The sequence below is a fragment of the Mesorhizobium sp. BR1-1-13 genome, assembly GCF_020165515.1.
Lineage (GTDB): Bacteria > Pseudomonadota > Alphaproteobacteria > Rhizobiales > Rhizobiaceae > Mesorhizobium.
Genome location: NZ_JAIUIH010000001.1, coordinates 767,263 through 780,934, shown reverse-complemented (window position 1 = coordinate 780,934; position 13,672 = coordinate 767,263). Strand labels below are relative to the sequence as shown.

10 protein-coding genes and 1 pseudogene are annotated in these 13,672 nt (G+C 64.8%); 3 read left to right on the top strand and 8 right to left on the bottom strand.

The genetic code is table 11. The annotated features are described in order from the left end of the window. Nucleotides 1-192 precede the first annotated feature (192 nt). From LB533_RS03820 to LB533_RS03790, 7 genes are all read right to left on the bottom strand, one after another. On the bottom strand, nucleotides 193-1,953 hold the full coding sequence (locus LB533_RS03820; protein ID WP_224676704.1) for an ABC transporter ATP-binding protein: 1,761 nt from the start codon (nucleotides 1,951-1,953) through the stop codon (nucleotides 193-195). 211 nt (nucleotides 1,954-2,164) lie between these two features. Then, complete coding sequence (locus tag LB533_RS03815) at nucleotides 2,165-3,109, bottom strand: acetamidase/formamidase family protein (protein ID WP_224676703.1); 945 nt, start codon at nucleotides 3,107-3,109, stop codon at nucleotides 2,165-2,167. Continuing rightward, nucleotides 3,099-4,742, bottom strand: coding sequence for an ABC transporter substrate-binding protein (locus LB533_RS03810; protein WP_224676702.1), 1,644 nt, complete (start codon nucleotides 4,740-4,742; stop codon nucleotides 3,099-3,101). The genes LB533_RS03815 and LB533_RS03810 overlap by 11 nt, the downstream gene beginning before the upstream one ends. Before the next feature lie 34 nt (nucleotides 4,743-4,776). After that, nucleotides 4,777-5,697: an ABC transporter permease gene (locus LB533_RS03805; RefSeq protein ID WP_140639348.1), complete on the bottom strand. Its 921-nt coding sequence runs from the start codon at nucleotides 5,695-5,697 to the stop codon at nucleotides 4,777-4,779. Next, complete coding sequence (locus tag LB533_RS03800; protein WP_411970873.1) at nucleotides 5,694-6,602, bottom strand: ABC transporter permease; 909 nt, start codon at nucleotides 6,600-6,602, stop codon at nucleotides 5,694-5,696. Before LB533_RS03800 ends, LB533_RS03805 begins: the two co-directional genes overlap by 4 nt. Next, nucleotides 6,580-7,197, bottom strand: coding sequence for an ANTAR domain-containing response regulator (locus LB533_RS03795; protein ID WP_224676701.1), 618 nt, complete (start codon nucleotides 7,195-7,197; stop codon nucleotides 6,580-6,582). Before LB533_RS03795 ends, LB533_RS03800 begins: the two co-directional genes overlap by 23 nt. Beyond that, nucleotides 7,194-8,288, bottom strand: a complete 1,095-nt coding sequence (locus LB533_RS03790; protein WP_224676700.1) for a transporter substrate-binding protein — start codon at nucleotides 8,286-8,288, stop codon at nucleotides 7,194-7,196. Before LB533_RS03790 ends, LB533_RS03795 begins: the two co-directional genes overlap by 4 nt. Before the next feature lie 991 nt (nucleotides 8,289-9,279). Between LB533_RS03790 and LB533_RS03785 the strand changes: the two genes are divergently transcribed. The 3 genes and pseudogenes from LB533_RS03785 (at nucleotide 9,280) to LB533_RS03775 (ending at nucleotide 11,943) form a co-directional block, all read left to right on the top strand. After that, nucleotides 9,280-10,134, top strand: coding sequence for a MetQ/NlpA family lipoprotein (locus LB533_RS03785; RefSeq protein ID WP_224676699.1), 855 nt, complete (start codon nucleotides 9,280-9,282; stop codon nucleotides 10,132-10,134). 87 nt (nucleotides 10,135-10,221) lie between these two features. Further along, nucleotides 10,222-11,309: pseudogene (locus LB533_RS03780) on the top strand (methionine ABC transporter ATP-binding protein). Further along, the gene (locus LB533_RS03775) at nucleotides 11,290-11,943 is read left to right on the top strand and encodes a methionine ABC transporter permease (protein ID WP_224676698.1); all 654 of its coding nucleotides are present in this window, start codon (nucleotides 11,290-11,292) and stop codon (nucleotides 11,941-11,943) included. The pseudogene LB533_RS03780 and the gene LB533_RS03775 overlap by 20 nt, the downstream one beginning before the upstream one ends. Nucleotides 11,944-11,986: 43 nt before the next feature. Here LB533_RS03775 and LB533_RS03770 read toward each other — a convergent pair whose 3' ends face one another. Further along, the gene (locus LB533_RS03770) at nucleotides 11,987-13,672 is read right to left on the bottom strand and encodes a hydantoinase B/oxoprolinase family protein (RefSeq protein WP_224676697.1); all 1,686 of its coding nucleotides are present in this window, start codon (nucleotides 13,670-13,672) and stop codon (nucleotides 11,987-11,989) included.

The following is a 13,672-nucleotide window of genomic DNA, read 5'->3' as shown; positions in this document are numbered from 1 at the left end:
TCCGGTCTGTCTCGATCCCGCCGGCGGCGTTTTGCGCCGTGATGTGGGATAGGGGCTGCTGATTCATGCCTGCATTAAGGCGGGGCATCGCCTGACGCGTCTGCGCTTTTCCTGGATTTGCGCCGGGGACCAGTCACGCATCGCGGCAGAATGCTGCGATGGTTTCCGAGCTTTGCATGAGCAGCATATCTCTCACCCCGCCACCAGGTGACCGCCTCCGACATCGCTCAGCACCAGCCTCTGCGGGCTCTCGCCCAGCCTCCGCGTCGCGCTCGGAATCTCCTGGTCCAGCCTTGCGAACCGGCTCCTGCGCTTCGCCGGATCGGGCACCGGCACGGCTTCGATCAGCCGCCTGGTGTAAGGGTGGCGCGGGTTGGAGAAAACCTGGTCTCTCGTTCCCATCTCGACGATCTGGCCGAGATACATGACGGCGACGCGGTCGGAGATGTTTTCGACCACGGCCATGTCATGCGAGATGAAGAGGTAGGCGACGCCGAATTCGCGCTGCAATTCCTTCAGCAGGTCGAGCACGCGCGCCTGCACGGAAACGTCGAGGGCCGAAACGCTTTCGTCGGCGATGATCAGCTTCGGCCTTAGCGCCAGGGCACGGGCGATGCAGACGCGCTGGCGCTGACCGCCGGAGAATTCGTGGGGATAGAGCTCCATCTGGCCGGCCGACAGACCGACCCGCTCGAACAAAGCCGCCACCCGGTCCCTGCGCTCCTCCTTCGAGGCGACGCCATGGATGACCAGCGGCTCGGCAACGAGATCGCCGACGCGCATGCGCGGGTCGAGCGAAGCGTAGGGGTCCTGAAAAATCATCTGCACGTCGCGGCGCACCGCCTTGCGCTCGTCGCGGCCGAGGGCCGACAGGTTGCGTCCGCCGATGACGATGTCGCCGGTATAAGGCACCAGTCCGGCTAGCGCCTTGGCGGTGGTCGACTTGCCGCATCCGGACTCGCCGACCAGCGCAAGCGTCTCGTTGGGCGCGATCGAAAAGCTGACGCCTTCGACGGCATGGACGCGCCGGTTGACCCGGCCGAAGAAGCCGCCACGCAGGTCGAATCGGACATGCAGATCGGTGACCTCGGCGACGTTTGCCGGCGCAGCCGGCTCGGCAATCTCTTTCGATTTCTGGCGGCCGGCGCCAGTGCCGATGCGCGGCACGGCGGCGAGCAGTTCGCGCGTATAGTCGGCTCGCGGCCTGGCGAAAATGTCCGATGTCTTGCCTTCCTCGACCATGCGGCCATGCCGCATGATGATGACGCGGTCGGCCATTTCGGCGACCACGCCCATGTCATGGGTGATGAGGATGACGCTGGTGCCGTGCTCGCGCTGCAAGTCGCGCAGCAGTTCCAGCACCTCGCCCTGCACGGTGACGTCGAGCGCCGTCGTCGGCTCGTCGGCGATCAGCACGTCGGGTTCCAGCGCCAGCGCCATGGCGATCATCACCCGCTGGCGCATGCCGCCGGACAGCTCATGCGGAAACTGTTTCAGCCGGCTTTCGGCTTCCGAAATGCGCACTGCCTTCAACGCCTCGATGGCGCGGCTTCGGGCTTCGGCGGGCGAGAGGCTGGTATGCGCCTCGATGGATTCGGTGAGCTGGCGGCCGATCGACAGGACCGGATTCAGCGAGGTCATCGGCTCCTGGAAGATCATGGCGATGCGGTCGCCGCGGATGCGCCGCATCCGGCGCTCGTCGAGCGCCGTCAGGTCAGTGCCGCCCAACCGGATTTTGCCAGCTGAGATGCGCGCGGCGGGCTGCGGCAGGAGCTGCATGATCGCCAGCGCGGTCATCGATTTGCCGGAACCGGATTCGCCGGCGATGCAGAGCGTCTCGCCGCGTGAAAGCGTCAGAGAGAGGTTGGAGACGACGTCGCGCTCGCCGTCCTCGCCGCGCACGGAGACGGAGAGGTTGGCGATGTCGAGGATTGTTTCGGGGGGTGAGGTCATTGCCGGAGCAGAGTTGCGAGAGGTTTGGTGCGGCACGCCCCCCTCTGTCCTGGCGGACATCTCCCCCACAAGGGGGGAGATTGGCAGTTTCGCCGCCTCGCCTTCTCGGAGACGCTGATAGTTGGCGAAGGCCGAAGTGACAGCCGATCTCCCCCCTTGAGGGGGAGATGCCCGGCAAGGCAGAGGGGGGTGCCTTGGCGCAAACGCAAGATCATTCGAACACGCAGCGCGGGAAGTAGAACGACACCACCCAGTTCGGCATGTCGACGATCTCGCTGATCCTGAGATCGCCGCAGACCGAGGCCAGCATATAAGCCTCGACCGGATCGATCTGGTAACGGCCGGCGAGCAGGTCGATCATCTGGGCGACGGCCTCTTTCGCGCCGGTCATCAGGTCGGGGCCGATGCCAGTGGTCACCTCGTAGCCCTTAGCGTCGAGGTGGCGCGTCACCGGGCCCGGCGTGGTGAAGCGCGGTGTCTTCAGCCTGGCGTCCTTGACCAGGTCGAGCTTCAGCACGACGTCCATCGGGCTTTCGATCGCCGTGCCGCAGACCTCGCCGTCGCCTTGCGCGGCATGCGTGTCGCCGACCGAAAACAGCGCCCCGGCCACTTCCACCGGCAAATAGAGCGTGGTGCCGGCGGCGAGGTCGCGAATGTCCAGATTGCCGCCGACGCGGCGGGGCGGCACCACCGAGTGATGGCCCATTTGGCCCGGCGCGTTGCCGATGGTGCCGGCGAAGGGTTTCAGCGGCACGCGGCCGTTCTTGCCGAACAAGGCCGGCTCCAGCGAGGCGGCATCGTATTTCCAGATGTTCAGCGCCGGCTGCCTGAAGTCGTCGGCGAGCAGGCCGAAGCCTGGAATGTTCGCCGTCCAGCCGAAGCCGGACGGTTTGAACATCTCGATGGTCACCTTCAGCGCGTCGCCCGGCTCGGCGCCCTCGACGAAGATCGGCCCGGTGACAGGGTTGATCCCGGCGAAGTCGAGCTTGGCGATGTCGGCGACGGTGCTGTCGGCTTTCAACTGGCCCCCCGAGGAATCCAGGCACTGGAACTCGATGGTCGAGCCGGGCGCCACCCGCTCGGCCGGGGCAAAGGAATTGTCCCAGCCGAAATGGTGGTGGCGTCCGTGGATCGTGTAATCGCAGTTATTGCACATCTTTTACATACACATTGTCGTAGTTGATCGGGATATGGACTGGGTCGACATAGAGGTTGTCGGCACCGCCCATGCGCGCGGACTTCATGGTGAAGCGCTGCTCGTTGAAGACCGGCGCCCAGGGCGCGTCCTCCATCACCTTGTCGTAGATGGCGCTCCACATCTTGTCGCGCTCGGCGGCCTTGGCTGGGTCGACCACCGAGTCGGCCTCGGCCGCCTTGGCGTCGAGGTCCTTGTTGCAATACCACGACCAGTTCCAGCCGCCCGGCACGGCGCCTGCGCAGCCGAGGATCGGACCGTAGAAGTTGGACGGATCGGGGAAGTCGGCGATCCAGGCCATGCCGCCCGACCAGATCATCGGCGCGCCGGCCTTGTCGCCGCCGGCCGCGATGACGTTGGCCTGGGCCAACGACTGGATGCTGGCCTTGATGCCGATGGCCGCCAAATCCTGCTGGATCGCCTGCGCGATGCGCGGGTTGGGATCGGTGTTCATGGCGAAAAGCTGCGTCTCGAAGCCGTCGGGATGGCCGGCTTCGGCCAGCAGGGCCTTGGCCTTGGCTACGTCATAGGGATAGCCTTTGTACGCCTTATCGTAGCCCGGCATCGAGGGCGGCAGCGGCTGGTTGGCCGGCACGGCACGGTTGTTGATGATCTGCACGACACGCGCCTTGTTGATCGCCATGTTGACCGCTTGGCGCACCTTCACATTGTCGAACGGCGCCATGGTGGTGTTCATGGTGACGTAGCCGGTGTGCAGTTGCCCGCCCTCGACGACGCGCGCCTTCTGCTCGGGATCGGCCATCACCTCCTGGAACTTGGCCGGCGGAATACCGTCGCCGGGCACGTCGATCTCGCCCTTCTGAAGGCGCAGCAGCGCCACGATCGGCTCCTGGCCGATCTCGAAGGTGATCTTGTCCAGATGCGGCAGTCCCTTGTGCCAGTAGTCCGCGTTGCGCTCGAAGACGATGCGCTGGCCGAGCGTCCACTCAGCGAGCTTGAAGGCGCCGGTGCCGACCGGATGCTTACCGAAATCGGCGCCATATTTCTCGACCTCTTCCTTCGGCACGACATGCGAGAAGTTGATGGCCATGACATGCAGGAAGGTGGCATCGGGCCGGGTCAGCTCGAACTTGACGGTATAGGGGTCGACCACGGTGACACCCGATAGTGTCTCCGCCTTGCCGGCGGCGACATCGTCATAGCCCTTGATCGAGCCGAAGAAGCCGGCGCCTGGGCTCTGCGTCTTCGGATTGGTGACGCGGTCGAGCGAGTATTTCACGTCGTCGGCGGTCATTTCGCGGCCATTGTGGAATTTCACGCCATGGCGCAGCTTGAAGGTGAAGGTCTTGCCGTCGGGCGAGATCTCGTAGCTTTCGGCGAGATCGGGCTTGAGGTTGGTGGTGCCGGGCTCATAGTCCATCAGCCCGTCGAACAGGCTCTTGATCATCGACCAGTTCTGCCAGTCATAGCCGATCGCCGGGTCGAGGGTCGCGACATCGTCCTTGTAGGTGATGGTGATGGCGCCGCCCTGCTTGGCGTTGGGATCGACGGCGTCCTCGGCGCGGACGCTCGTCATGCCGAGCATCAGCGCCAGCGCCGATGCGGCCACGGTGGATGCGAGAAGCTTTTTCATTGTTATGTTCCCTTTCTCTGTTGGTTTTCTGGTTTCATCTGAGCTTGATGCGGGGATCGATGAACGGGGCGATGATGTCGGCCAAGAGATTGCCGAGGACGATGGCGAAGGCCGACACCAGGGTGACGCCCATGATGATCGGAATGTCGACGCGCTGGATCGCCTGCCAGGCGAGCTGGCCGATGCCTGGCCAGCCGAACACGCTTTCGACCACTACGATGCCGCCCATGAAGATGCCGATATCGATGCCGATCATGGCGATGACCGGCAGGATGGCGTTGGGGAGCGCATGGCGGAACAGGATGGCGTGGCGCGCCAGGCCCTTGGCGCGCGCGGTGCGCACATAATCCTGGCGCAGCACGTCGATCATCGAGGAGCGCATCATGCGCGCGTACCAGCCGGCGCCGAGAATGCCCATGGTTAGCGAGGGCAGCACCAGATGGCGCCAGGTGCCGTAGCCGCCGATCGGGAACCAGCCGAGCCTGACGGCGAACACGTAGAGCAAAAGCAGGCCGACCACGAACTGCGGCGCCGAGACGCCGACGAAGGAGGCGACCATCAGCGTCTGGTCGGTGGCGGTGCCGCGCTTGACGGCGGCGATCAGTCCCATGCTGAGCCCGATCAGCAATTCGCACAGGATGGCTCCGACCATCAGGAGCAGGCTCGCCGGCAGCCGCGAGACGATGAGTTCGGTGACCTCGGAGCGCTGGATGTAGGAGCGGCCGAGATCGCCGCTGGCGAGCTTCGTGAGATAGTGCCAGTACTGGACGACGAAGGGCTGGTCCAGGCCGAGCTGCTGGCGGATGTTCTCGACCGTCTGCGGCGTGGCGCTGCGGCCGGCGATCTGGCGCACCGGGTCGGCAGGCAGCAGATAAAGCAGCGCGAAGGTGATCAGCGAAACGCCGAGCAGGATAAGCAGCGACTGGATCAGGCGGCGGCCGAGATAGGCGATCATGCCCGGCCCCTTTGAGTCGGATCGAGGATGTCGCGCAGCGCGTCGCCGATCAGGTTAAAGGCCAGCGCCAGCGCCAGGATCGCCGCACCCGGGAAGAACACCAGCCAGGGCGCCGCCTGGAAGTAGGTCTGGTTCTCGAAGATGATGTTGCCCCAGGAGGCCGTCGGCGGCTGCACGCCGATGCCGAGGAAGGAGAGCGTTGCTTCCAGCAGCACCGTGGTCGAGATGCCGAGCGTGCCCCAGACGATGATGGTGGGCAGAAGATGCGGCAGGATATGGCGAAACAGGATGCGCGGCGCGCTCGCGCCGATGGTGCGTTCGGCATCGATGAACTCGCGTTCGGCGAGCGAAGAGGTTTCGGTGTAGATGACGCGCGCGGTCTGCACCCAGTTGACCAGCGCGATGACCAGAGCGACGATCCAGAGACTTGGCTCGAACACCGCCGCGAGACAAATGGCGAGCAGCAGCGCCGGAAACGCCATCATCAGATCGGTGAAGCGCATGAGAGCGCTGCCGATCCAGCCGCGGAAATAACCCGCCGTGACGCCGACCAGCGTGCCGATCAACAGCGCCACGCCGTTGGCGGCGATGCCGATGATCAGCGAGGTGCGGGCGCCGTAGAGAATGCGGGTCAACAGGTCGCGGCCGAGCAGATCGGTGCCCAGCCAGAATTTTGCGTCGGGCGGCAAGGGCGAGCCTTCCAGCGTCAGCCCGTCGAACATCTGCTCATTCGGGTCATAGCCGGTCAGCCATGGCGCAAGGATCGCGCCGGCAAGGACGATGGAGACGATGAACAGACCGAGCAGCGCCAGGCGGCGTTTGACCAGCCGGCGCCAGACGCCGGCGCGCGGCTTGGCCGGCATGCGTGCGGCCGCCGGAAGATCAGGCGCGATGGGACTGGTCATCGCCGCCTTCCTCACCCGTTATTTCGTCAGTCGTCATCGCCACGATGCGGCGCGCCGCATCCTCGACGCTGATCTGCCAGCTCATCGCGAGCGAGCGCAGCTGCGCATAGGCGCGATCGTCATCGGTGCCTTTCGAGAGTGCCGCGACCGCGCGCACGATGGTCTGGCGCTCGGCGACGCGCTGGCGCAGCGAGGCGATCTCGCCGGCCAAATGTTTTCGCGCCTCGAAACTCTGCCTTGCGATCAGCAGCGCGCTGTAGACGCCGGCGGTGCCGACCGGCTTCAGGAGCTGCGCATCGGCCTTGTGCGACAGCGCCCATTCGATGCGGCCGGGCGCCTCCGAGCCGATCAGCGCCACCAGCGGCATCGGCGCCTCGCCGGCCTTCCACGGGAATTGCTCGTCGAAGCCGAGATCGGCGTCGAAGAACACGAAATCGGCGGCCAGCGCTTCAGGCGGCAGTTCGGGCCAGCAATCCACCGTGACCAGGCCGATTGCCGACAATTGCCTGGTGATGGCCTGCACCGTCGGGTGCGGGCGATGCAGGATGAATGCCCTGGCGCCGCCGAGATTAGGGATGCGCGATGGCCTGGTCACGACACCACCCTCAGGCGCGGCCGGCCGAATGTCGTGGCTGGGTCGTAGCGTGACAAATAAGGATCGGGCGCGACCTCGTGATGCCGGCTGACGACCTCGAAGAAGCCGTCGGCGATCCGGCCGATGATCACCGGCAGCGTTGCGTGCTGGGAATGGGCGTCGATGGCGATCGGGCCGAGCCGGGTGGAGAAGCGCCGTTCGGCGAAGGCCTTGGAAAATTCCGCCGGACCGGCGTCGGGATCACGCGAGAGCACGTCGGCCATCACTTGCACGGAGGCATAGGCGGAAGCCTCGAAAGACGAGGCGAAGGCCGCGGGGCGAGGCGCGAAATACGGCCCGACCGACAAATGCCCCTTGCCGGTTTCGCCGATCGCCGGCAGTTCACCCTCGGTGAGGTTGCAGGAGATGACCGGGCACACCTCGGGGCTGAAGGCCGGGTCCTCAATGCCCAAGTCGCGGTAGGCCGCCAGGAATGCGTAGGAGGAGGTACCGATGAGATTGTTGAGGACGAAGTTCGGCCGCGTCGCCCGGATCTCGGCGATCAGCCGCGACACGTCGGTCTCGCCGATACGCAGATAGCGCTCGCCCAGAACCTTGCCGCCGGCGTCCGCGATCAGGTCGCGCGCGACGCGGTTCATCTCCCAGCCCCAGATGTAGTTCGAGCCGAGCAGGAAGCCGTTGGCGCCGAAGCGGGGCACGACATGGGCCATCAGCGGCACCAGATGCTGGTTTGGGCAAGCGTGCATGTAGACGACGTGCTCGTTGGCCTCGAAGCCTTCATAGGGGCAGGCGTACCAGAGCATGCCGCCGGCTTTCTCCAGCACCGGAATGGTCTCCTTGCGGCTCCAGGAGGTTACGCAGCCGACAACATGGCGGGCGCTGCTGGTCTTGAAGATGTCCTCGCAGAGCGTCGCATAGCGATCGGCATTGCTTTGCGGGTCGCGCTCGACCGGCACCAGTTCGATACCCGAGCCGCGGTCGGCATTGATGTCGGCGATGGCGCGCATGGCGCCCATCCGGCACGCATCGGAGACGAGCTGGTAGCTTCCCGAGCGGGAATAGAGGATGCCGATCTCGATACGCCGTTTCAAACAGATCCCCAGAAATAACAATGCCCCGCAGCCACCACCGGAGGGCGAGGCATACGAGGCATTCTTGCCGCCCGGCGATCGGGGCCGGTATTTTCAGCCTAAACTATTCCGTGCGACCGCGCAGTCAAGCGGGAAAGTGCGATCTGTCCAAGTTTGAAATTAAGGCTTGGGCCGCAAGGCGATTGGGCAGGAACCTTCTACCCAGCGATGGGAAGATTTATGAACCCCTTCGACCAGGAGAACCTCTCACAGGCGAAGGAAGCCGACGACGTGATTGACGACGGCAAGGACCCGCCGCGAAGCGCTGGGGCGAGGGGCGGAAAGAAGCGCCGAGGCCTGACACCAGAGCGGCGCGCCGGGATAGTCCGAAGGCGGCTGAGAAACATTGGTCCGCTAAGAGATAAGTTTCTCTAGCTCCGCAGGTGTCTCGATATGGTCACCGTTCGAAAGCGGCGCGATTGGAAACATGTGACCTTTTGGACCGGTCGGAATCAGGCCGCCTTGCGCCGTATGAGAGATGCCAGGACGGTACGCATTCCTGAGTATGCCGGGCCGCCGATTGTCACTTCCCAGTCAGTACCGCGTTTTCGGGGAAACTTAGCACTGCGTAGCGCTTCACGGAATGCTGTCGGCTCAACGCCTACGGTTTGAGCCATTTCTTCAGCGGTTGTGCATTTGGCTATCATGAAATCTCCTATGCTTTCCTCTAGGCATATAGGGATTCAGAGCGGGATGCGCCAGCAGACCGGCCAGATCTCAAACCGAAACACTACGGAAAGGTGTGTTCATCAGCTCAACGGCGGCGCTGCGGCCCGCTCGGTGCGGCTGGGCCGGCGTGCTCGCCGTCCAGCAAATTTTGAGAGAATATTCCGGACTTCCGGGCGAACCGGGGAACGCGGTTCTTTGATAATATCCGTAGAGTTTCTGATGATCAGGGCAAGGCTCGGCATCCCGCCCGGCTTTTGTAACTTCGCAACCGCAGAGATCCATCATGTCCGATTTCAGGAACACTTTGTCATCTTCCCTTTCGTCACATTTCAACCGGCGCACTGGTCTTGCTTTGCTTTTCGCCTCGGCGGTCGCGATCACCGGGCTGATGGGATCCAGCGCCTCATTCGCCGAGGACAAGAAGGCGATCAAGGTCGGCATCATCAGCGGCGAGGACGAGGATGTATGGCGCGTCGTCGTTGCCCAGGCGGCGCAAAAGGGCCTCAGCATTGAGACCGTTGTGTTCAACGATTACACCCAGCCCAACGAGGCACTGGAGCGCGGCGAGATCGACGCCAACGCCTTCCAGCACCAGCCCTATCTCGACAACCAGATCAAGACTCAAGGCTATCACATCGTGCGCGTCGGCTATACCGGCGTCTGGCCGATCGGCCTCTACTCCAAGAAGTACAGCAAGGTCGCCGACCTGCCGGAAGGGGCGGTGATCGGCGTGCCGAACGACCCTTCGAACGAAGGGCGGGCGCTGCGCGTGCTGCAGAACGAAGGCGTGATCAAGCTCAGGGACGGCACCGGCATTCTCGCCACCACAGCCGACATTGCAGAAAACGCCAGGAAGGTCGAGATCAAGGAGCTCGACGCCGGCATTGTCGGGCGCTCGGTCGTGGACCTCGACGCGGCCGTGGTCAACACCGACTGGGCGCTGAAGAGCGGCTTGACGCCGGACAACCGCATCGCGCAGGAACCCATCGCCGACAATCCCTATCGCAACTTCATCGCGGTCAAGGTCGGCAATGAGAACGAGCCCTGGGTGAAGACGCTGGTCGCCTCCTACCAGAACGACGCGGTCAAGGCCGAGTTCGACAAAGTCTACAAGGGCACCGGCCTCAGCGCCTATTGAGACTATCCAGGCACTGGTGTGCCTGCTCTGACAGGGAGAGGCGGTCCGCGCAATGCGCGGGCCGCAATCGCATTTCGGGATCCGCGTATGAACCAGCATTTCACCGCAACTACCGAGGCCAGGGATCAGGCCGCTACATCCCCGCAGGACGTGGTGCGTCTTGTCGACCTTAAGCGCCGCTTCGGCACGACCGCGGCACTCGACGGCGTGTCGCTGACGGTGCGCAGGGGCGAGATCCTCGGCATTATTGGCCGCAGCGGCGCCGGCAAATCGACGCTGATCCGCTGCCTGAACGGGCTGGAGCGGCCGGATTCCGGTGAAGTCTTCATCGAGGTCGCGAGATCAGCCAGCTCGGCGAGCGCGAGCTGCAGCCGCTGCGGCGGCGCATCGGCATGATCTTCCAGCATTTCAACCTGCTGTCGGCCAAGACGGTCGAGGACAATGTAGCGCTGCCGCTCAAGATCGAAGGCCGCCCGAAAGCGGAGCGGCTGCGGCGCGCCGCCGAACTGCTCGACCTCGTCGGCCTGTCGGAGAAAGCGAAGGCCTATCCGGCGTCGCTGTCGGGCGGGCAGAAGCAGCGCGTCGGCATCGCCAGGGCGCTGGCCGCGCGGCCGGCGCTGCTGTTGTCGGATGAAGCCACCTCCGCGCTTGACCCGGAGACGACGCGGTCCATCCTCGCCTTACTGAGGGACATCAACCGGCAGCTTGGCCTGACCATCCTTTTGATCACCCATGAGATGGAGGTGATCCGCTCGGTCGCCGACCGCGTGGCGGTGATCGACGCCGGGCGCTTCGTCGAGCAAGGCCCGGTCTGGTCGGTGTTTGCCGAGCCGCGGTCGCAGATCACGAAAAGTCTCCTTGGTGCCATCCGGCCGCAACTGCCGGCCGAGCTCTTGGCCCGGCTGCTACCCGCGACCGGCGCGGAGACGATGCTGCGCGTGGATGTGGCCGGGGAGGCCGCGCAAAGCCCGCTCTTGTCCGATCTCGCGACGCTCGTGCCTGGCACGTTCCGCCTCGTCCATGGCGGCATCGACCATGTCCAGCAGCAGCCGGTGGGCACACTGTTCCTGTCTGTCCCCGGCAGCGATGCAAGCCATCTCGCGCGAGTGATCGCATTCCTGAAATCGCGCCAGGCGCGGGTGGAGGTGCTTGGCCATGTCGCCGATCCTGTTTGAGCTTCTGCTGCGGTCGATCTGGGAGACGGTGCTGATGACGGCCGCTTCCGGCCTCATCTCGCTGGTTTTCGGTCTGCCGCTTGGTCTCGCCTTGATCGCCACCGAACGCGGCGGCATCGCCGAAAGCCTGTGGGTCAACCGCGTGCTCGGCGCCGTCATCAACGGCTTCCGGTCGGTGCCGTTCATCATCCTTTTGGTAGCTCTGATCCCGGTGACGCGGGTGATCGTCGGGACCTCGATCGGCACCTGGGCGGCGATCGTGCCGCTGTCGATCGCCGCCACGCCCTATTATGCCCGGATCGCGGAAGTGTCGCTGCGCGAGGTCGACCATGGCCTGATCGAGGCGGCGCGCGCCATGGGCGGCAACCGCTGGACGATCATCCGCGAGGTGCTGGTGCCGGAAGCGCTGCCAGGTATCGTCGCGGGCTTCACCGTGACGCTGGTGACGCTGGTCGGCGCCTCCGCCATGGCCGGCGCGATCGGCGCCGGCGGCCTCGGAGACCTCGCCATCCGCTACGGCTACCAGCGGTTCGAGACGTCAGTGATGATCGCGGTGGTGATTGTGCTGATCATCCTGGTCTGCGGCATCCAGTGGGCCGGCGACCGGCTGGTGGCGCGGCTGGATCGAAGATGATGGTCTGCCGGTTGAACATTCGAATCGGCTGAGGCCGGCGAGTTCATGCCGCGCCGAACAAATCCCTGGCCTGTTCGGCCGTATAATAGCCAAGCCTGACGTCACGCGCGACCAGTTCCGGATCGCGCTCCAGCGGATCGCCATAGCCGCCACCGCCCGGCGTGCCGACGCGCACGCGGTCACCGGCCATGAGCGGGATGTCCTGCTCCTTGGAGAGGTGCGGCGGCACATGCTCTTCGCCATTGCGGAAGACCGTGACGGTGTTGACCGCGCCGTCCTTGCCGCCGAGCGCGCCCTGCGGGCCGAAGCGGCCATGGTCCATGACAAAGGAGGCGCGGGCTTCTCCGCGCAGGATCTCGACCTCGTAGGCAAGGCCAAAGCCGCCGCGGTGTTTGCCGGCGCCGCCCGAGCCCTCGCGCAACGCATAGTGACGGTAAAGCACCGGAAAGGCCTGCTCCATGATCTCGACCGGCGGCGACTTGGAAATGCCGATGGTCGAGCAGCCATTGCTCAGCCCGTCATGGCCGGCATTGCCGCCATAGCCGCCGCCGGAGATCTGGTACATGACATAGTCGCGGCCGCGCGCCGGATCGTTGCCGCCGAGCGCAAAATTGCCGCTGGAGCCGGCGGGCGCCGCCGTCACCTTGTCCGGCAGCGCCTGCACCATGGCCGCGAACACCGCCTCGGCGATGCGCTGCGACACTTCCGCGGCGCAGCCCGAGACCGGCCTCGGATACCTGGCGTCGAGGAAAGTGCCCTCCGGTCGCTTGACCTCGAGCGGCTCGAAGGCGCCGGCGCTGATCGGCACATCGGGGAAGATATGGCGCATGGCGAGATAAACCGAGGACAAGGTGGTCGCCAGCACGCTGTTCATCGGCCCCGCGCAGGGTTTTGACGAGCCGGCGAAATCGAAAGTCAGGGTGTCGCCCTTCTTCTCGACGGCGAGCGCGATGGTCAGCGGCTCGTTGACCACGCCGTCGGAATCGACGAAGGCCTTTGAGCGGTAGCTCCCGTCGGGAATGGCCGCTATGTTGGCCCGCATCTGCTCGGCGGCGCGGCGGCGCAGTTCTGCGATCGCCTCGACAACAGGTTCGTCTCCGTAACGATCCAGAATTCCATTGAGCCGATCCTGGCCGATCAGCAGTGCGGCAGCCTGCGCCCTGATGTCGCCGATGCGCTGGTCGGCGACGCGGATGTTCGAACAGATGATGGCGTAGATCTCCGGGTCAAGTACGCCTTTCTTGAACAGTTTGACCGGCGGCAGCCGCAAGCCTTCCTGCTCGACCGCCGTCGCCGAAGCCGAGAAGCCGCCGGGCACCGAGCCGCCAATGTCGGGCCAATGGCCGGTGTTCGACAGCCAGCAGAAAATCTTCCCGTCCCGGTAGGCTGGCATGACGAAGCGCACGTCCATCAGATGCGTGCCGCCGAGATACGGGTCGTTGACGATGTAGATATCGCCCGGCTCCGGGGCCAGGCAGCGGCCGTCGGCGATCATCTCGATCACCGTCCTGGTCGAATATTGCATGACGCCGACGAATACCGGCAGGCCCTGGCTGCCTTGCGCGATCAGCGAGCCGTCGACGGCCGAATAGATGCCGTCGGAGCGGTCGTTGGCCTCGGCGATGACAGGTGAGAAGGCGGCGCGGGAAAAGGTCAGGTCCATCTCATCGCAGACCTGCTGCAGGGCTGCCTGGAGGACCGAGAGCGTGATGGCGTCGAGCTTTTGCAT